General features: G+C 45.6%; 18 protein-coding genes and 2 tRNA genes. 7 read left to right on the top strand and 13 right to left on the bottom strand.

Annotation, left to right across the window (positions count from 1 at the left end; all coding sequences use genetic code 11):
- Positions 1 to 123 (bottom strand): deoxyribodipyrimidine photo-lyase (locus Q8J68_RS12990; RefSeq protein WP_305311941.1); only part of this gene is annotated, 123 nt, incomplete at its 3' end.
- 379 nt (positions 124 to 502) lie between these two features.
- Here Q8J68_RS12990 and Q8J68_RS12985 point away from each other — a divergent pair.
- Positions 503 to 1492: a PHP domain-containing protein gene (locus Q8J68_RS12985; protein WP_305311940.1), complete on the top strand. Its 990-nt coding sequence runs from the start codon at positions 503 to 505 to the stop codon at positions 1490 to 1492.
- Positions 1493 to 1692: 200 nt separating this feature from the next.
- On the opposite strand, the gene Q8J68_RS12980 is transcribed toward Q8J68_RS12985, so the two are convergent.
- From Q8J68_RS12980 to Q8J68_RS12965, 4 genes are all read right to left on the bottom strand, one after another.
- The gene (locus Q8J68_RS12980; RefSeq protein ID WP_305311939.1) at positions 1693 to 1959 is read right to left on the bottom strand and encodes a type II toxin-antitoxin system RelE/ParE family toxin; all 267 of its coding nucleotides are present in this window, start codon (positions 1957 to 1959) and stop codon (positions 1693 to 1695) included.
- 10 nt (positions 1960 to 1969) lie between these two features.
- A complete protein-coding gene (locus tag Q8J68_RS12975; RefSeq protein ID WP_305311938.1) occupies positions 1970 to 2167 on the bottom strand; it encodes a hypothetical protein in 198 nt (65 codons plus the stop codon).
- Positions 2168 to 2418: 251 nt separating this feature from the next.
- Complete coding sequence (locus tag Q8J68_RS12970; RefSeq protein WP_305311937.1) at positions 2419 to 2571, bottom strand: hypothetical protein; 153 nt, start codon at positions 2569 to 2571, stop codon at positions 2419 to 2421.
- Positions 2572 to 2720: 149 nt separating this feature from the next.
- Positions 2721 to 2792, bottom strand: a tRNA-Gly gene (locus Q8J68_RS12965).
- A 101-nt stretch (positions 2793 to 2893) separates the two neighbouring features.
- Here Q8J68_RS12965 and Q8J68_RS12960 point away from each other — a divergent pair.
- Positions 2894 to 3895 carry an ATP-binding cassette domain-containing protein gene (locus Q8J68_RS12960; protein WP_305311936.1) on the top strand — a complete coding sequence of 334 codons (1002 nt, stop codon included), beginning with the start codon at positions 2894 to 2896 and terminating at the stop codon, positions 3893 to 3895.
- A 9-nt stretch (positions 3896 to 3904) separates the two neighbouring features.
- Here Q8J68_RS12960 and uvrB read toward each other — a convergent pair whose 3' ends face one another.
- The 4 genes from uvrB to Q8J68_RS12940 form a co-directional block, all read right to left on the bottom strand.
- Complete coding sequence (gene uvrB / locus Q8J68_RS12955; protein ID WP_305311935.1) at positions 3905 to 5887, bottom strand: excinuclease ABC subunit UvrB; 1983 nt, start codon at positions 5885 to 5887, stop codon at positions 3905 to 3907.
- Between the two features lie 125 nt (positions 5888 to 6012).
- Positions 6013 to 6306, bottom strand: coding sequence for a DUF131 domain-containing protein (locus Q8J68_RS12950; protein ID WP_305311934.1), 294 nt, complete (start codon positions 6304 to 6306; stop codon positions 6013 to 6015).
- On the bottom strand, positions 6306 to 6545 hold the full coding sequence (locus Q8J68_RS12945; RefSeq protein ID WP_305311933.1) for a DUF131 domain-containing protein: 240 nt from the start codon (positions 6543 to 6545) through the stop codon (positions 6306 to 6308). Before Q8J68_RS12945 ends, Q8J68_RS12950 begins: the two co-directional genes overlap by 1 nt.
- A 24-nt stretch (positions 6546 to 6569) precedes the next feature.
- Positions 6570 to 7475, bottom strand: coding sequence for a hypothetical protein (locus tag Q8J68_RS12940; protein ID WP_305311932.1), 906 nt, complete (start codon positions 7473 to 7475; stop codon positions 6570 to 6572).
- A 582-nt stretch (positions 7476 to 8057) separates the two neighbouring features.
- Between Q8J68_RS12940 and Q8J68_RS12935 the strand changes: the two genes are divergently transcribed.
- The 3 genes from Q8J68_RS12935 (at position 8058) to Q8J68_RS12925 (ending at position 10291) form a co-directional block, all read left to right on the top strand.
- Positions 8058 to 9296, top strand: a complete 1239-nt coding sequence (locus tag Q8J68_RS12935) for a proteasome-activating nucleotidase (protein WP_305311931.1) — start codon at positions 8058 to 8060, stop codon at positions 9294 to 9296.
- A 93-nt stretch (positions 9297 to 9389) separates the two neighbouring features.
- Positions 9390 to 9467: transfer RNA gene (locus Q8J68_RS12930), tRNA-Glu, on the top strand.
- A gap of 167 nt (positions 9468 to 9634) precedes the next feature.
- Positions 9635 to 10291, top strand: a complete 657-nt coding sequence (locus Q8J68_RS12925; RefSeq protein ID WP_305311930.1) for a DUF2284 domain-containing protein — start codon at positions 9635 to 9637, stop codon at positions 10289 to 10291.
- Positions 10292 to 10309: 18 nt separating this feature from the next.
- On the opposite strand, the gene Q8J68_RS12920 is transcribed toward Q8J68_RS12925, so the two are convergent.
- The 3 genes from Q8J68_RS12920 to Q8J68_RS12910 form a co-directional block, all read right to left on the bottom strand.
- Positions 10310 to 10819: a shikimate kinase gene (locus Q8J68_RS12920; RefSeq protein WP_305311929.1), complete on the bottom strand. Its 510-nt coding sequence runs from the start codon at positions 10817 to 10819 to the stop codon at positions 10310 to 10312.
- Between the two features lie 73 nt (positions 10820 to 10892).
- A complete protein-coding gene (locus tag Q8J68_RS12915; RefSeq protein WP_305311928.1) occupies positions 10893 to 12254 on the bottom strand; it encodes a PFL family protein in 1362 nt (453 codons plus the stop codon).
- Positions 12255 to 12270: 16 nt separating this feature from the next.
- On the bottom strand, positions 12271 to 12549 hold the full coding sequence (locus tag Q8J68_RS12910) for an ACT domain-containing protein (RefSeq protein WP_305311927.1): 279 nt from the start codon (positions 12547 to 12549) through the stop codon (positions 12271 to 12273).
- 441 nt (positions 12550 to 12990) lie between these two features.
- On the opposite strand from Q8J68_RS12910, the gene Q8J68_RS12905 reads away from it, so the two are divergent.
- Complete coding sequence (locus Q8J68_RS12905) at positions 12991 to 13197, top strand: DUF5371 family protein (RefSeq protein WP_305311926.1); 207 nt, start codon at positions 12991 to 12993, stop codon at positions 13195 to 13197.
- A gap of 25 nt (positions 13198 to 13222) precedes the next feature.
- Positions 13223 to 13708, top strand: coding sequence for a type IV pilin N-terminal domain-containing protein (locus Q8J68_RS12900; protein ID WP_305311925.1), 486 nt, complete (start codon positions 13223 to 13225; stop codon positions 13706 to 13708).
- 829 nt (positions 13709 to 14537) lie between these two features.
- Here Q8J68_RS12900 and Q8J68_RS12895 read toward each other — a convergent pair.
- Positions 14538 to 15848, bottom strand: coding sequence for a hypothetical protein (locus Q8J68_RS12895; RefSeq protein WP_305311924.1), 1311 nt, complete (start codon positions 15846 to 15848; stop codon positions 14538 to 14540).
- Positions 15849 to 15992 lie beyond the last annotated feature (144 nt).

Raw genomic sequence — 15992 nt, 5'->3', positions numbered from 1 at the left:
TGGGTCGAATATGAAGCAAGGGATTACTTCATTTGAAGACTCCACGGCTGCCCTGAGACCCAGATTGTCGTCGATGCGCAGGTCCCTCCTGAAAACGAAGATCGATCTGTTGATATCCGCCATCATTCAACCTCATTAGTTACCTGCTTCTGCATTCTGACACACCCCGGACATGGCAACTTCAGCCAGCATCCCAAAAACGATTTCTGATCTCTCCATAAAAGATAATAGACCTGCAAAGTTAAAGGTTTTAGCAAAAAACGACCAGGAACAAAACGCAGGAATAATTACAGCAGGATCAAACTATGAGAATCGAACAGACAGGGATAGATGACGATCAGATATTATTTCATTAATAACATAATAATTAATAATAAATAGCCGCGTATGCAGATATATAGTTAGTACTTAAAATACGGAATTAATAAATATAGTTATATATCATCCCGTTTCAAAGATTGTACTCTATAATACCACCACCCACAAACCGCGCTGTGATAAATTGTTTCAGACCTCCGAGATAAAAGATAAGATCATTTCTTCAGAAAGGGCAGCCGAACTTATGGAGGACGGATGGTGCAAAGCTGATATGCATGTACATACATGCTGCTCGCATGATGTCCCTCCTGCCTGGCAGTCCCACCCCGCCCGCCTTTTTGAGAAAGCGAAAAGTATGGGACTTGACTATGTCACGTTCACGGACCATGATACTATAAAGGCCTACGATATGCTGGGATGGAACAGGGAAGACCTGACCCCTGGTGTAGAGATATCCATAAAGGACATCGAAAACGTAGGGCATACAGTACATATGAACGCCTTCGCATTTGACAGGGAGCAATATCAGGAAATAGAGCTTCTGGCAAAGAAGGAGAAGAACATTTACAGCGTCATTGACTATCTTAAAAGTAATGACCTGCCTTATATCTACAACCACCCCTTCTGGTTCAAGTTCGGTGAAAAGCCAAATATACTTGCAGTGCCCGAGCTCGTTAAGCATTTTCCTGTGGTGGAGTACAATGCTCAGGACCTTCGGCAGAAGAATTTCTTCTCCATGGTCCTTGCACAGCGATATAACAAGGGAATTGCAATTAACACTGACAGCCATACCGGCAATATAGGAAAGGTATACACACTCGCACAGGGCGATACTTTCCATGAATACTTTTCCAATATCAGCAAAGGGCGTTCCTACCTGGTCATGGAGGAACCCGCTTGGAAACACTTTGCTGCAGAGTTAGGAGGCCTTATCGAACTGTTGTTCAGCATCGATAAGGGGATATGGGAGGAAACTGGTTTTTCCACCGGAATTGGTGCTTTCGACAGGGTGATGAGCGCTCTGGCAAGAGACATGCCGGACAGGAGCAACAAATTGAATAAAGCAACAGCAAGTCTGGCAAGACAGGTAGCAAGCTCCCGTTTACCCGTATTCCTGCACATGCTTTCCAAAAAGTCACAGGTGACCAGGATAGAAAGGATGGTCAACGCCTGAGAGAATCCGATAATCAGGGATTTCCTGAATAGGTATAAGGCCAGAGGTAACGAGCATTTTGTTAAGGGGAGATTGTATGCGGATCCATGAGGTGATATTATGAGTATATACCGGTCTCTCTGATCAAACGACAGATATTAAATATTGGGCCGAGATCGGCAATCCTGATGAAGACGATCCGGATTAATAAGAAGGGTTAATCAAAGCCATTTGTAACCATGCTCGCGGTTAATAACTTCGAGTACGTATATAATGTCGCCTTCAATTGCAAAAATAGCTCTGTAATCTCCAATGCGTAACCTGTAAAGGTCTTGCCGGCCTTTAGTTCCTTTTAGTTTTTTAACATCATTATCTAATGGATTGTCCTCCAATTTACGAAGGCCTTCTACAAGTCTGTTTTTAGTTTCAAGATCAAGTGCATTCAGGAATTTCCGGACATGTGGATGTATACTTACTCGATATTTCATTTAACTCACTTCAGAGTTCATCAAGTGAGACAAACTGATCCTTTTCCTCTAAGCGCCTGTACATGCGGTCCATGAATTCGTCTTTATCGACTTTATCCATCAGGCGTTCAAGAATATCACTATAGGTCTCCCCCTTTTGACCATAGCTTTTCAGTCGGTCTCTCACCACCTTTGTGGTTGGTATGGTTGTTGGTGCGTTGTGTGTCATGTACTTTTGCTCCATTTGTTATAAAGTATAAGGACTTATACACACTTATAGTTTATTATATGCTGTTATTAATGCCTTATAATACAGTATAATACAACAAGTCATACGCTCACACTTCTTAACTTGGTCATGTCCGCAGGACATGGCCTGATTGTGCCCTCGCGCATCCGTGCCCCAAGCCCTTCCACACCCCCCATTCAGTTACACCGTCGTCCATCGGGGCGCGGCTGTAGTAGTGGGCGGTCTCCACATTAAGCCGGCCGTGCAGGATGAGAAGATGCATGTTTCTTAGGCTCCGGAAAGTATTCCAGGAACTTTCTTATTATCTTGCTGTATCCCTGGACCGTCCGAATCGATCTCCTGCGGATAGTCAGGTCTCTTTCAAAGCTTTCTAATAACTCCACTACTACCACCGTTTTACAGAAGTAGTATTAAAACATTATCGAGACTATATAAAAATTTTCTATATATACTCTATAATTACCATATAAAAAAGAATAGAGTAGATTCTATTAAAATTCTTGAATATTAAGAAGAAGAATGAAGGGACAGATGCGCCAACCGGGATTCGAACCCGGGTTTAGGGCTTGGAAGGCCCCAGTCATAGCCGCTAGACCATCGGCGCAGAGTGTAACCCATACAAGCGTTTTTTTGAATATAACATTTTCGCCCGGCGCTGAATACATAAGTATATTTGAACGTTAAGCCATTGTTCCAGGGGTAAGAATGAGCGACGCCGCAATCCACACGGAGAGAATAACCAAGCAGTATGACAACCTGACGGCAGTGGACAATATCGACATCACTGTGGAGAAGGGGGAGCTTTTCGGGCTTCTTGGGCCCAACGGGGCAGGCAAGTCCACTCTTATATCCATGCTCTCCACAATGCTCAGACCCACATCGGGCAAAGCTACCGTTTGGGGGTATGACATCAGCAGGAATCCCACCAGGGTCCGCCAGTCCATAGGCGTGGTATTCCAGGAAACGACCCTTGACCAGAAGCTGACAGGCAGGGAGAATCTGGATCTGCATGGCAGGCTCTACGGCCTCAATAAGAAACAACGCTCTGAAAGGATGAAAGAGGTCCTGGAACTGGTGGAGCTGTCAAAGTGGGAAAATGAGATAGTTCAGAAGTACTCAGGCGGGATGATGCGCCGCCTGGAGATAGCCCGGGGGCTGATGCATTACCCAAACCTGCTCTTCCTGGACGAGCCGACCATCGGGCTTGACCCCCAGACAAGGAACCATATATGGGAGTACATCCGGGAGCTGAACCGGGATAAGAATATTACCATGGTGCTCACCACCCACTATATGGAAGAGGCCGACAAGCTCTGCAACAGGATAGCGATCATCGACCACGGCAGGATAATCACAATTGGCACCCCGTATGAGCTAAAGTCATCCCTGGGCGGGGATATCATTACACTCGGCCTCACTTCAGAATATGAAGCACGAGCACTAGCTGAACAGTTCAGCACCCGTCCGGGAGTGAATAACATATCCACATCTGAAAACCTGGTGCGCATCACAGCCGCCAACGGAGAACGTGAGATACCGGATATTCTGGGAACCACCGCACAACTTGGTCTCACGATAGAGTCCGTCAACCTGCACAAGCCAACACTTGATGATGTCTTTCTTCATTACACCGGAAAGGATATCAGGGACGACGAAAGTACCCCCGGCAAGCCAAAGGGCAGGATGCGGCGCATACTCAGAAGATGAGAGTGCCAATCATATTGCATAGCTCTCACGCAGTTCTTTTATCCTGTCGCGAAGCTCAGCTGCTTTTTCGAACTCAAGGTTCCTGGCAGCCAGGTGCATTTCGGACTCAAGGTCTATTATCATGTCCGAGAGCTCCACTGAAGACAGGTCTTCCGCAATCGCCATGAGCTCGGAACCCTCGGGATATTCCCTGTGCTCCACCATCTCTTTCTGCAGTGCTTTCTGTATGGATCTAGGAGTGATACCGTGCTTTTCATTGAATTCCACCTGGATCTTGCGACGCCTGTTGGTTTCCTTTATTGCACGCTCCATTGAACCGGTAATGTTTCCTGCATACAGTATCACATGCCCGTCCACATTCCTGGATGCACGCCCGATAGTCTGTATAAGAGAACGTTCCGAACGCAGGAAACCTTCCTTATCAGCATCGAGAATTGCAACAAAGGCCACCTCTGGAATGTCCAGTCCCTCCCGCAACAGGTTTATGCCTACAAGCACATCGAACTCACCCTTTCTAAGGTCCCTTACTATCTCAACCCGCTGAAGAGTATCAATATCCGAATGCATGTACCGCACCCTGATGCCCAGTTCTACAAGATAATCGGTAAGGTCTTCAGCCATCCTTTTCGTGAGAGTCGTCACAAGTGTCCGATAGCCTGCGGCAGTCACTTTGCGCACCTCACTTATAAGGTCATCTACCTGGTTCTCAACAGGCCGTACAAGGATCTCCGGATCAACAAGTCCCGTGGGGCGGATGATCTGCTCCACCACGGCGCCACTTCTCTGAATCTCATATTCGGCAGGCGTGGCGGATACGTAAAGTACATAGTTAAGCTGCCTTTCGAACTCGTCATATCGCAGGGGACGGTTATCATACGCAGAAGGCAAACGGAAACCGTAGGAAATGAGGGACTCTTTCCTTGCGCGGTCACCGTTATGCATACCTCTTACCTGCGGGATGGTGACATGGGATTCATCAATGACGACCATGTAATCTTCCGGGAAGAAATTCAGCAGGGAAGAAGGGGGTTCCCCGGGTTTTCTTCCATCAAAGTGACGTGAGTAGTTCTCTATACCGCTGCAGTATCCGAGTTCCCGTATCATTTCCAGGTCAAACCTGGTGCGCTGCTCAAGCCTTTGTGCTTCAAGCAGCTTGTTCTGGGACCTGAGCCGGGGCAACTCAGCCTCAAGCTCAGCCACAATTGATTCCAGCGCACCTGCCATGTGCTCCTCGGACATGACGAAGTGCTTGGCAGGATAAATCATGGTGCTCTCGCCAGGCCTTAGTTCATGGAGTACTTTCCCGCTAACAGGATCAAAGTAAGCTATGCGGTCAATCTCATCACCGAAGAGTTCGATGCGAATGCCCTGGCGCTCCTGAGCTGGATATACTTCAATAGTATCCCCCCTGGAGCGGAACTTACCCTGCGTGAATTCGACGTCGTTGCGCTCATACTGTATATTGATTAGATCCTCAAAGAGGGACGCCCTGTCAAGTTCATCTCCCACGGTCAGCAAGACGGACATCTTGCGCCATTCTTCGGGGGAACCCAGGTTGTAGATACAGGATACACTGGATACTACGATCACATCACGGCGCTCAAGCAGTGATCTTGTCGCCGAGAGGCGCATCCTGTCTATCTCCTCATTGATGGAAGCATCCTTTTCAATATAGGTATCCGTAGTGGGTATATAGGCCTCAGGCTGGTAGTAATCATAATAACTCACAAAATACTCCACAGCATTGTCCGGAAAGAACTCCCTGAACTCGGAATAAAGTTGTGCTGCAAGCGTCTTGTTGTGTGCTATCACAAGTGTAGGCATCTGCACTTTCTGGATGACATTTGCCACTGTGAAGGTCTTGCCGGATCCCGTAACACCCAGCAAGGTCTGTTGCCTCATGTTTTTCCGGATACCCTCTGTCAGCTGGGCTATAGCTTTGGGCTGATCACCCTTTGGTTCGTAGTCGGACACAAGTTTGAACTGGCGCATTAAATGTAATATTGGACTGAACCTGTATAAACATGTTCACAATGGAAGAGCATGTTTATTCCACCTCCCTGTCACACTTATAACAGGCCAACACGATCACATGCTCACCACAAAATATCACCTGATTAACAGGAAGGGTAACAGGAAGAAAACACGAAATATATTGTTATCAGAACTATGGCAAGCATTATGAGAGTCTTTAAGCTTCCGCGGTCAGAGCCTAATATTATAGGGACAGGGCCAATCATTATGATGCCACCACCCCTTACATGGGTTTTAGATCCATCCGTCCCGGGTTCGTCTGTTTTAAGGTTTCCTTTGCCAAAAATATCCCCCAGAAAAGAGCCGATACTTCCTATGACAATAAGAATGAAGCCCAGGAATATAAGGGAAATACCTGCATAGATAAGCAAAGACATTATCGAACTCTCCTGTACATGAAGAGATAAACAAATGCTAGCACAACACCTGCCCACAGCATAGTAGAAGTTATTGCGGGAGAGGAGCCAAAGGCTATCGGTATCGGACCAATGAGAATAAGGCCTCCGAAACCACTATTGCTTTCACCTGAAGAGAATAGTGTGCCCAGAAAAACAAGTATAAAACCGATGAATAGTAAAATAATGCCGGTTTTGAGAGCATTTTGAAAAAATTTCATCTTCAGGATACGTTGTCGTTGGACTTAACCATATTCCACGGAGTTCCTGTAAAAAGGCGGAACACCTGCCTGAGCAGGAACCGGCTGACGCGGACTGCTTATCTCGCCACCGATGTACTTATATTCCCGCTGAGTCCTGTTGCCACGACGCTCCAGCATGTTTTTCTGGAACATCCTTGAGAGATAGGTCGAAACCGTGCTCTGTTTTATCGTGCCGTATATCTGCTCGTAGTGCTGCTGGACGTCCTGCGAGGAGAACCAGACACGAGGATACTCGTACTTCAGGAAGAGCTCAAGCCTCTCGTTGATAGTGAGAGAAGAATCGTTCATCCGTTCCTGTAAACTTGCGGTGCGTCCTGTGACACGCTGCCGGACACTGCCATTATAAGCATCCTGCTGCCTGACAGGCATTACCTCCGGAGCAGCCGGCTGGACTGGTGGATAGTGGAGTGGTTGTTGGGAGTTGCTAGAGGATATATTCTGAGCCGGCTGTCCATAGTAATAATACGGGGCCACCGCAGGAGGTAGATAATATTGAGACTGCTGCTGATAAGGCGATTGCTGCTGCTGTTGGTACTGGGCCTGTTGCTGAGCTTGCTGCTGGAAGAAAGCCTGCTGCTGCATAGCCTGTTGCTGTTGCATAAACGGCTGTGCCATTACAGGCTGCTGGGCATGATCATGAACATTAGAAGGTTGTGAGCCCGGAACACCATTGTAATTAACAGGATTAGAAGTAACATTCGTGTGTGAGTAAGCAGACGAAGGTTCGGTGTGTTTTGGATTCGCGTCCTCGATAGAGTCAATGAATGCAAGAAGACACCGTTTCCAGTGCTTCCCGCCAAACTCGACATTTGTGCTCTCAATGCCATCTTCATCGATGATCTCAAGCCGAACCTTCATCTTTTTGCCTCTTGTTGCAGATCCATTCATCCCCTCAGATATAATGGATTCACAAACCATTTATCCCCTCAGATAATGGTTGCTCGTTTAATCTTGATCTGTTTTTGCGTTAACACATCCGGAACACTTTGTTGCGTTGTGCCTTGCAATTACTTAAATGGAAGTAATAATATATAAATCTTTTCTTTTATTTCAGTGCTCATTTGTTTTAAGGAGAATTAAAGGCATATTATTTCTTCGTTCATATTTTGAAGAGATTAATACAGCCAAATCCTTCTATCAACAATATAATAACTGCAATTCATGCTAGATAAATATTTCTTTTTTGTTCAATAGGAGCATTAATGAGAGAGTTAATCACGCAAATACAGCATTCAAGTTACTATTTCGAAAATTAAGCTCCATTGGACTTTAAAATGCAGTGTAACAGAGAAATATTGCCAAAAACAGTGTTTCAAGTGAACAGCAAGATATGATAAAGATAAGCTACAATCCCACCAGATTCTGATGAGCTTTCTTTGCAGGTACCCGGTTTGCTATAAATCCACACGGCCTGGTTTATAGGTTACCCATAGTTGAGTTTATATTAGATGGTGCGTATAGTATGCCCCTATGTCTAACAGTAGTGCCGAATCACCGGCTGACACTCGGAATCCAAAGCTGGCTGCTCAGTCTGAGCCAGATGATGTTAACAAAAAGGATGTAGAGTCATTACTGCAGGAGATCGAGATACTAAAGATCAATAACGAGAACATGCGTGCAAAACTCCTTGAGGCAAGCATGATGGCGAACACTTATCTCGACGAATCCGGTAAACTCAAAAAACAGATCGAGCAGCTGACAAGGCCGCCCCTGTTCATCGCAAGTGTCATGGAAGTCGAAAAGGACATGGCACTCATAAGGCAGCACGGGAACAATCAGGAAGTTGTGACTAAGATCCCAACTCATTTCCAGGGCGAGATACAGGCAGGAATGAGAGTCTGTGTCAATGCCGCATTCTCTATAGTATCTATAATAAGCAGGGCTGCCGATGTCCGCGCACAGGTAATGGAGCTTATCACATCACCCGGAATAGATTATGATATGATCGGCGGGCTTGATGATGTACTTAAAGAGGTAATTGAATCCGTGGAATTACCGCTGACAGAGCCCGAGCTCTTTGAGCGCATAGGCATCGAGCCACCCACAGGAGTATTGCTCTACGGCGCCCCGGGTACAGGTAAAACACTTATCGCAAAGGCTGTTGCATCCCGCGCGCAGGCAACCTTCATACGCATGTCCGGTTCAGACCTCATTCAGAAGTTTGTAGGAGAAGGTGCGCGGCTTGTCAAGGACGTGTTCCAGATGGCACGCGACAAAGCACCTACCATCCTGTTCATTGACGAGATCGATGCAGTAGGCGGCATGCGCACACATGATGGCACGACCGGATCTGCAGAGGTCAACAGGACTATGCTGCAGTTGCTTGCGGAGATGGACGGCTTTGATGCAACAAACAACGTGAAGATCATTGCCGCAACTAACCGTATAGACCTGCTTGATCCAGCATTGCTGCGTCCGGGACGTTTTGACAGAGTGATAGAGGTCCCGCTACCCGATGAGCAGGGCCGCACAGAGATATTCAAGATACACACCCGCAAGATGAAACTTGCCCCGGACGTAGACATTGCGAGCATCGCCAAAATGACTGCCAGCCTTAGTGGTGCCGACATCAAGGTGATCACAAAGGAAGCTGGCATGTTCGTCCTAAGAAGACGTGGTACAGAGATAACCATGAAGGACCTTACAGATGCCTACGACAAAGTAGTCTCGGAAGAAGAGAACAATATCCCCCACGGTATGTTTGCCTGAAACAAACATACCCTTCCATTATTTAACGAAAGGTTAATATTCTATAAACTACTTTCAGAGATGCTGTTAAGCCAAAGCAAATCAAAACATCTTGCTCCGATAGTGTAGCACGGCCAATCATGCAGGACTCTCACTCCTGCGACTCGGGTTCGAATCCCGATCGGAGCACCATTTCTTTTTTATGTTCTCTTTTACCAGTCTTATAGATTATTCTTTGCCAAGCTACAAATAAGTGCACTCTCCCAGGTTTTCCAGATATTTGCAGCGAACCCCAATGAAAGAGTTCCGGAGTAGGAGAGCAGAAACTAAATCTGTGCTCAGGTAAATATGCATAAAGGATGAGAATAACCGAAGAGAATTACAGGCTTCTGGAAGAGAAGGCCAAAGAGCAGGGAGCAAAAAATATCAGATTAATACCTGTTGAATATTTAATCGTCGAGAACAGAACAATCCTGAAATGCGAATTTGGTTGCAATGGTTATGGCAGTCAGGTCTGTCCCCCGTTCATACCCCCGGTGGACGAATTCAGGAAAATGCTTAATGATTATGAATGGGTGCTGCTTGTAGACTGGAAGTCAGATAACCGTTTTTCAAGAGAGATCAGTGAGAATTTTGTAAAATACAGCATCATTCCACCTGAAGATAAAATTACAAAAGAAAAGTACCAGGACACCTTAAAAACCGTGATGAGAGAACGAAAGGAAAGGATACAGCCAGGAAGTATCGAACTTGAGAAACTCGCCTGGGAACTGGGATACAATACTGCCCTTGCTACTTTTCCGGGCATGTGCACATGGTGTGCCACCAGTGACTACTCCGGCGTCAACTGTGCGGGTTCTAAGGGGCCATGCCACCATCCGACAATTCGCAGACCATGTCTTATGGGCCTTGGGATACGGCTGGACAAAACTTTGGATAAATTAGGGACACCTCTTCAAAAATTCCCCTTAAATGATGCAGTTCCTTCCCAGTACACAATCATCTTGCTGGAGTGAAATGCAGGCGTTAGAGGCTCAGAGTCCTCTATCACGTAATTTTTCCCCAATCCGGGTTACTACATCCTGCACCTTGTCCCTGGCACCGACCTTGATGGTCACATCGGCATAAGCAGTGTAAAGTCCTGTGCGCTCCCGGTAGAGTTCCCGCAGGCCCTTGCCCTTGAGACCTACAACACCCCTTGTATCAATGTTGGAAAGCCTTCGGGCGATAGCCTCGAAGGGAACATCAAGGTAAACAACGACCGAGTTTACTTTGAGGAATTGCATTGCTTTTTCTGAATAGACCACACTTCCACCTGTTGCAATGATACTGTTGTCCTTTAACTGAAGGCCAAGGATACTCTGCTCCTCAACACCTATGAGCGCCATGTCACCTTGCTCATCCACAATTTTCTGGAGCAGGGCGCCTGCAGCATGGATGATCAGGTTGTCCGTGTCGATGAAGGTATACCCCATGAGGCGTGCAAGCCTTTTCCCGACAGAACTTTTCCCGGCGCCCGGCATTCCTATCAGGGTTATTATCATGGGAACTCCTGAACGGGTCTTGTCAGGTCGTCTGCCTGACTGATGGCTGTCTGAAACGGTGGGAGAGTTGTCATCAGTTTGTCAGCGCCTGTATGGGTGCGGGGATCCTGCCTCCCCTTGCGATGAATTTCTCGGAACTGTACCTGTTCACAGACATGACGGGGGCCCTGCCAAGCAGTCCGCCGAACTCTACCATGTCGCCCACAGTCTTACCTGGAACGGGGATGAGCCTTACAGCCGTTGTTTTCTTGTTTATCATGCCAATGGCCATCTCATCTGCGATTATGGCAGAGATCGTGGATGCAGGGGTGTCACCGGGGATAGCGATCATGTCAAGCCCTACCGAGCATACGCTGGTCATCGCCTCAAGCTTATCAAGGCTGAGGGAGCCACACAATACTGCGTTTATCATGCCTGCGTCCTCACTTACCGGGATGAAGGCCCCGCTTAAGCCCCCGACGGAGGAGGATGCCATTGAACCGCCTTTTTTAACAGCGTCATTGAGCAGTGCGAGTGCTGCAGTTGTGCCGTGGGTGCCGCAACTCTCCAGACCCATGGCCTCAAGTATTGCGGCGACACTGTCACCGATGGCTGGCGTCGGGGCGAGAGAGAGGTCAAGCACACCAAACCTTGCGTCCAGGCGTTTTGCAACCTCTTTGCCGATGACCTCTCCTACGCGGGTTATCTTGAATGCTGTCTTCTTGATACACTCCGAGATATCGCCAAGTGAAGGGTCCTCCAGGGCGCGCACGGCCGAATTGACCACTCCGGGACCGCTGACACCGACATTGATGGTGCACTCGGGCTCGCCTATGCCATGGAAAGCTCCTGCCATGAAAGGATTGTCGTCGGGCGCGTTTGCAAAGACCACAAACTTAGCGCAGCCGATACCCCCCTGGTCGCGGGTAAGGTGGGCGGTCTCCTTGATCACCCTGCCCATGAGGGCCACAGCGTCCATGTTTATGCCGGCCTTTGTTGTGGCGACATTGATGGACGAGCAGACCTTCTTTGTGCTTGCCAGGGCCTGGGGGACTGAGTTGATGAGCCGCAGGTCGCCCGGAGTCATGCCTTTTTGCACGAGGGCACTGAAGCCGCCTATGAAGTCTATGCCTACGTCGTGGGCAGCCCGGTCCAGTGTCCGGGCAACGGAGGTGAGGTCCGGCTCTTTGCAGCTTTCCGCAACGATGGCGATGGGAGTGACGGATATCCTTTTGTTGATGATGGGGATGCCGTAGAGGCTCTGCACATCGTCGGTGGTCTTTACCAGGTCTTTTGCACAGGTGGTTATCTTTTCGTAGATGTTCTCGTTGAACGTGTCGATATCGGGATGGCAGCAGTCGCGCAGGCTTATGCCCATGGTGACGGTCCTGATATCGAGGTTCTCGTTGGTCACCATTTTAATGGTCTCAAGGATCTCTTCGGGATGGATCAGCATTCAAAAGCCTCCGGGCTTATATCCTGTGCATGAAGCGGAAAGTGTCCTCATGCTGCACTTTGACCTCGACCCCGAACTCATGCCCTTTAGCTGCCATGGCTTTCTGGAAGGAGGACAGGTCGAAGTTCTCTTCTTTTATCTCTGCGAGCATTATCATTGTGAACAGGGACTGCATGATCGTCTGGCTGATGTCAACGATATTGACATTGAAATCCGCCATCACCCGGGTGATGCCTGCTACAATACCGACCTTGTCGATACCTATGACTGTTATTATGAAACGACTTGGGACCATGGTTTTACCTTTTAAGGATGTAAGTGATGTTTGCATCTATAATAGAAGAGGTCATATTTTGATTTTCCCTATAGATGCCTGTCAGTAAATTACAGGCGGCCCTGAGATTTCCGGAATGAATGCCATATTTCCATGAATATGATATCCCCGGATGGTTTAAAGCGAAAAGGGACTCAGCACACTATATATACTATTAATGATAGTAATTTTGATGCTCATATATGTGAGATTAGTCGGATGAAGCATCTTGCATGTCCTGATGTGCCATCCCTGTCCGATATATATGCTGATTAATATAAAATAAAGCTACAGTAGCCTTATCAGGCCGCAACAGCAAATTTATATTAAAAAAGTATATATAGAAAAGATAATATTATAATAATGATGAGATTGGCAGAAATGCCCATCAGATGAATCAAGTCGAACACTAGGCGATATACAATGGTAAAAATTGTACATGCACAAACTGTACTCACCGAGGATGAGCTTGCAGCTCTAAAAAAGAAGTGTAACGAGTCCTCAACAAAAGAAGCGCTGAGTATAGCAGTGCAACATTATCTCGAGTGTGAGTATATTAACCTCGACGATAAAATGTGGGCTAAGAAACTTGAAAAAGTAGTCCAGAAAAAGAAGCAAAAGAAAGTGTAGACTTTTGAATGAGAGAGGAACATATATGAGCAAATCAAACCAATTCCTTAAGGAAGAGGATGCAGTATCCCCGGTCATCGGCGTAATCCTGATGGTCGCGATTACTGTTATCTTAGCAGCTGTCATTGCTGCATTCGTATTCGGCATGGGACCACCTGAGCAGGCACCGCAGGCGAGCATAAGAGCGAGCGCTGTTGTTATTGATAGTCAGAACTCTGTGAAGCTTGAACATCAGGGCGGAGATGATTTCTACTTAGCCAGTACAAATACCAAAGTAATGTGCAATGGAACTGAAGTCACTTCAACCATAGCAGATGCGAGCACAAATGCATTTAGTGCAGGAGAGACAGTTTACATATTTGCCACAGCGGCAAACACCTACTCACTAGGTAATAACACCACAACTACTCTCCCAGCCGCTCACGTAGGCGCATCTGGTGAAACTGTTAATGTCAAGGTAATTGACACAGCAAGCCAGCAGATGATTTCTGACGTGATGGTAAGGTTCTAAACCTAAACACATGACGCCTCGTGCGTCATTCTTTTCTCTTTTTTACCCTGACTCCAGAGAGTGCCGCAACCTAATTCCTTTTGCGTATGGCATAGCATCAATGGACGCTATGTTTTAGGATAGCTCTATAGGTTTCCTCTATAAGTCACCTCATTTGAAATCACGACAATCTTAATTGAACCGTGATAAGTGATAAGATATTCTCAATTCATATAAGCTTAACTCCAATTGGTGCGCTTGATATGGATAATTCACCATATAATAATATTAAACCTTGAATACAAAAATAAAAAAAGGGGTTGCTTTATATTAGCCCCTATGCTTAATGCTATGATGCCTTCTGAGGAAGCTATTTATTACCCATTATGGGTACTGGGGCCATAATTAATAGGTTACTGGTAGTTCACCCTGTAGGCTTCCTTAGGCTTTTCATTAAGTAAATCTTCAACAGTCTTTTCCCTCAAGTTAATAAATTCCATCTCTTCGATTAATTCATCAAGATCTTCCATCGACAGCCTCCGGCTACACTTCTTAATATGCACATACGTGTTTGTCAAATGCATTACACATATATTCCTATATAGATATATAACAGAATGCATATAAATATCTTTGGTTTACTGCAGTTTACTATTGTTTACTAATACTTTTTCTCAAAAAACATCATCTATAGCCACATACTTTACCAATTTACATATATTACCTCTATTATAGAGATACAAGATTGCGCGCATACTTCAGAACCTCTAATGCAGTAAAGTGGGTAAAGAGGTAAATATGAAGCCCTTGATACTGTTTATTTAAGTAAATAAATAGTAAAGGGAGGTAATCATACCCCCCGTAGTTTTACTTCATAGTTTCCCTCCTCATAAGATCCATCAAAGATGACCATAGTTTTCTTACCATCCTGTTCTGTCGATAGTCCCGGTACCTTATAAAGTAGTCCCGAGTCATGATTCCCTCCTTTTCCATTTAAGAGGTGGCTTATTCGACTGGAACCTACACGCAGTTTTTTGCATAAGTCTTCATAAGTTGCTCTTCCGTTCAACTCCTTTATAGCTGCTAATAGCTCCTCTTCCTTATTGGTTATCTTTAGTTGCTGGTTTTTGGCTCTTTTATTGTACAGCTCTGCTGCAGATATAAAATCTTTAAGGTCTGCCAGTAAGGCCCCTGTTTCATCCAATTTCCTTTGCTTGAACCTGAATATAGCAAAGCCGGCCATAATGTCACAAAACAGTGGGAAGTTACGCCTATTTGATTCATTAGTCCATTCTATATCTTTGGCGAATGGTATCTTTACTACGAATTCCTTTTGTTTGATAGTCCTTATTATTTCACGGCATATCCTAACCTCTTCTGTTTCGGGAAAGGCCATCTTACCGGTTAAAGCCTGATCTATTTGATGCTCTAAAACTCTTCTGTCCTGATCTGGAGTTTCATCAACTCCTGCACTAAGCTGCCGATTGAGAAGCTGTAAACTCTGATCATCGTCTATAGATGTTAACCACCATACAATGTGAGGCGGTATAGGCAAGGATTTTACTTTATGCTCTTTATCAAGTGTTGTAAAAATGGTCTCTGCTTGAAAGTTCGTTGTTGCCCTTTTTATGGTGCCTTCCAAACTCGGTGAAAGGTCAGCGTCATCACAAAATATGACGACTCCCGAATTTAGCTGCATCCTATAAATAACCTTATCAGAAAGCATGGTTTCTATAATCCATTCAGGTGGCATAAGATGTTTCATGGCCTTACAACAATGTGTTTTACCTTTTCCTGATGCTCCATTTACTTTAGGCTGAATACCCTCACTGTTTAAGGCGGATTGTACGCCTATTGAGACTAGTAAGGTCTTAGCTATCTCTTTATCTCCTATGTGCAATTTTTGATGCTCATTAAGGATATATTCCACTGGATCCTCATTTTCCATAATTTGTTCGACTGCTGTTCTTATGTGGTTCGTAATATCATTTTCTTCTGACATATTACATTTCCTTAGATATGGGTATGACCCACAAACAATCTGGCTATAATATCTATACAACACTACATTATAACTACATAAATATAATAATGTAGAAATTGCTAGGCCTATGACTCCTATTTTCTCTAACTGTTCTATCAGATTGTTTTTGGAAGTCATCGAAGGAAAACTGAAAGTTGCAATATTTAAACCATTGGCCAACAAATGAGACTTAAATAATATATTATATAATTTATAACACATGCATTCGCCTTATTCCAGTTATAACCCCACTGGAAGTGGGTGTTATTTAAGATTAAATCG

This window comes from Methanolobus sp., from assembly GCF_030682845.1.
GTDB lineage: Archaea > Halobacteriota > Methanosarcinia > Methanosarcinales > Methanosarcinaceae > Methanolobus.
The sequence above is the reverse complement of the archived record's forward strand: the minus strand, read 5'-3'. Positions and strand labels throughout refer to the sequence as shown.

What these genes read in the sequence shown, in the direction of transcription:
- Q8J68_RS12925 (WP_305311930.1), top strand. Translation starts at nt 9,635, where the DNA reads ATGAGAATAACCGAAGAGAATTACAGGCTTCTGGAAGAGAAGGCCAAA.
- Q8J68_RS12980 (WP_305311939.1), bottom strand. Translation starts at nt 1,959, where the DNA reads ATGAAATATCGAGTAAGTATACATCCACATGTCCGGAAATTCCTGAAT.
- Q8J68_RS12910 (WP_305311927.1), bottom strand. Translation starts at nt 12,549, where the DNA reads ATGGTCCCAAGTCGTTTCATAATAACAGTCATAGGTATCGACAAGGTC.
- Q8J68_RS12960 (WP_305311936.1), top strand. Translation starts at nt 2,894, where the DNA reads ATGAGCGACGCCGCAATCCACACGGAGAGAATAACCAAGCAGTATGAC.
- uvrB (WP_305311935.1), bottom strand. Translation starts at nt 5,887, where the DNA reads ATGCGCCAGTTCAAACTTGTGTCCGACTACGAACCAAAGGGTGATCAG.
- Q8J68_RS12975 (WP_305311938.1), bottom strand. Translation starts at nt 2,167, where the DNA reads ATGACACACAACGCACCAACAACCATACCAACCACAAAGGTGGTGAGA.
- Q8J68_RS12935 (WP_305311931.1), top strand. Translation starts at nt 8,058, where the DNA reads ATGTCTAACAGTAGTGCCGAATCACCGGCTGACACTCGGAATCCAAAG.
- Q8J68_RS12945 (WP_305311933.1), bottom strand. Translation starts at nt 6,545, where the DNA reads ATGAAATTTTTTCAAAATGCTCTCAAAACCGGCATTATTTTACTATTC.
- Q8J68_RS12950 (WP_305311934.1), bottom strand. Translation starts at nt 6,306, where the DNA reads ATGTCTTTGCTTATCTATGCAGGTATTTCCCTTATATTCCTGGGCTTC.
- Q8J68_RS12920 (WP_305311929.1), bottom strand. Translation starts at nt 10,819, where the DNA reads ATGATAATAACCCTGATAGGAATGCCGGGCGCCGGGAAAAGTTCTGTC.
- Q8J68_RS12915 (WP_305311928.1), bottom strand. Translation starts at nt 12,254, where the DNA reads ATGCTGATCCATCCCGAAGAGATCCTTGAGACCATTAAAATGGTGACC.
- Q8J68_RS12900 (WP_305311925.1), top strand. Translation starts at nt 13,223, where the DNA reads ATGAGCAAATCAAACCAATTCCTTAAGGAAGAGGATGCAGTATCCCCG.
- Q8J68_RS12895 (WP_305311924.1), bottom strand. Translation starts at nt 15,848, where the DNA reads ATGACTTCCAAAAACAATCTGATAGAACAGTTAGAGAAAATAGGAGTC.
- Q8J68_RS12905 (WP_305311926.1), top strand. Translation starts at nt 12,991, where the DNA reads ATGGTAAAAATTGTACATGCACAAACTGTACTCACCGAGGATGAGCTT.
- Q8J68_RS12940 (WP_305311932.1), bottom strand. Translation starts at nt 7,475, where the DNA reads ATGAATGGATCTGCAACAAGAGGCAAAAAGATGAAGGTTCGGCTTGAG.